Source organism: Deferribacterota bacterium, from assembly GCA_034189185.1.
Classification (GTDB): domain Bacteria; phylum Chrysiogenota; class Deferribacteres; order Deferribacterales; family UBA228; genus UBA228.
Map to the genome: position 1 here is coordinate 1 of JAXHVM010000263.1, position 1943 is coordinate 1943.

The 1943-nt window shown below is 30.7% G+C and carries 2 protein-coding genes; both read right to left on the reverse strand.

What is annotated here, in order from left to right; all coding sequences use genetic code 11:
• Window positions 1–7: 7 nt before the first annotated feature.
• Window positions 8–700 (reverse strand): amino acid racemase, encoded by a 693-nt coding sequence (locus SVN78_10680; GenBank protein MDY6822070.1) that lies wholly within the window; start codon window positions 698–700, stop codon window positions 8–10.
• A 4-nt stretch (window positions 701–704) separates the two neighbouring features.
• On the reverse strand, window positions 705–1943 hold a 1239-nt coding region (locus SVN78_10685; GenBank protein MDY6822071.1), incomplete at its 5' end, for a dicarboxylate/amino acid:cation symporter.

The window sequence follows — 1943 nt, forward strand, 5'->3', positions numbered from 1 at the left end:
TATTAATTTAAGATCTTTCATATGCTAATTTTACAACCTTCTTTGCTAGAATAAGATTTGAATCTATGATATTATCCTTATTATCTATAAAGGGAAGTAAAATTGATAATTCTGTACAAGCAGCTATCAATATAGTATTTTTATAATTGCTTAGCTTATTTATTAATCCTATAAAAGAATTGGCTGCTTTTTTAATATCCCCTTTTTTTACTGTTAAAATAATTTCCATAATCTGCTTTTGTTCTTCAAAATTGGGATATTCTAAAGGAAATTTACCAAAATATTCATTATAAATGTGAGACTTTACAAGCCCATCAGTGCCAAGAACTAAAATTTTATCAATATTTTTATAATTTTTATATATATATTCTTTTACTGATTCTATCATATCGATAAATTCTATACTTTTGGTTAAATCCTTTAAAAGTTTCTTTATAAAATAGTGGGCAGTATTGCAAGGCATGCACAAGAGATCGCACTCGTTATTAGTTAATCTATTTGCTGATTCTAATATATAAGGGTAGGGGTTTTGGCCGTTACTTAAGATATATTTAGTTCTGTCAGGCACTTGTGGATAGTTATCAATTATTAAATGTAGATGATCTTGATCTTTTTCTACTTTTGATTCATCTAGTATTTTTTTGAAAAAATCAAGGGTGGCATAGGGTCCCATTCCACCAATTATACCAATAGTTTTCATTAGCTTACCATAAAGTTCTATCTATTTCATTCTCAATAGAACCTACAAAAACTGTTCCTACAAGATCGCCTGTAACATTTATGCAAGTTCTACCCATATCCATCAATGCATCAGCTCCTAATATAATTGTATATAATGAGGCAACTTTTGGGTCATTTAAGGATAGGCCTAAGCTATTTAAGACCATAACTAGCATTATTAGGCCTGCCCCAGGGACGCCTGCTGTACCAATTGCAGCTAATGTTGAGACAATAATTAATACAAATATCTTTGAATTTAATAGATCAATATTCAGTGCTGTTGAGATAAACACAGCGCATACACTTAGATAAATTACTGTGCCATCCATATTCATTGTTGCACCAATTGGAAGACTGAATGAATATATGCTTTTTGAAACGCCTAATTTTTTATCAGCTACATCCATAGATATGGGCAATGTTCCGCTGCTACTTCTAGTAACAAAGGCAGTTATTATAGCTTCTTTTGCCTTAGAGAAAAATTTAATAGGAGAACATTTAACATAGTGTAATAAAGGAGCGTAGATTATGATAGCTAATAGTATTAGAGCTAAGTACATTACAGATATAATAACAATTAGGTTTTTTAAAACACCTACACCTTGCGATCCTACAGTATATGCAATTAAAGCAAAAACTCCAATTGGGGCATATTCTAAAATCCATTCAACTATTTTGTAGATAATTTCAACAAATGACTCAAATATGTTAAATAATAATAAAGCCCCATTTTTCTTGTTAGAATTTTCTTTTAAAATTGAAAGGGCTATTCCAACAAGCAGGGAAAAGAAGATTACAGGCAGAACCTGTCCTTCAGCTAAGGATTTAAAAATATTGGTGGGAAAGATTTGTAATAGAGTATCAATAAATGACACTTGATTTACTTCTATTGTTTTGCTGCTACTAGAAGATGGCCCACCACTTAAATATTCTAATCCTCCTATATGTAAACCAAGGCTCACAACTAGGCCTATTATAACAGATAATGACGTCATAATTATATAAAACAGAAAAACTTTAATTCCAATGGAACCAAGTTTTTTTGGAGATACACTTGCAGCTCCCACTATCAGCGAAAATGCAATAATCGGTAAGACTATCATATTCAGAAGCCTTAAAAATATATCGCCAAATATTTTAATATGTATAGTATTTTCACCTAGAATTACCCCAGCAAATACACCTAGTATTAATGCAATTAAGATCCGTGTTAACAGGTTAAT

What these genes read in the sequence shown, in the direction of transcription:
- SVN78_10680 (MDY6822070.1), bottom strand. Translation starts at nt 700, where the DNA reads ATGAAAACTATTGGTATAATTGGTGGAATGGGACCCTATGCCACCCTT.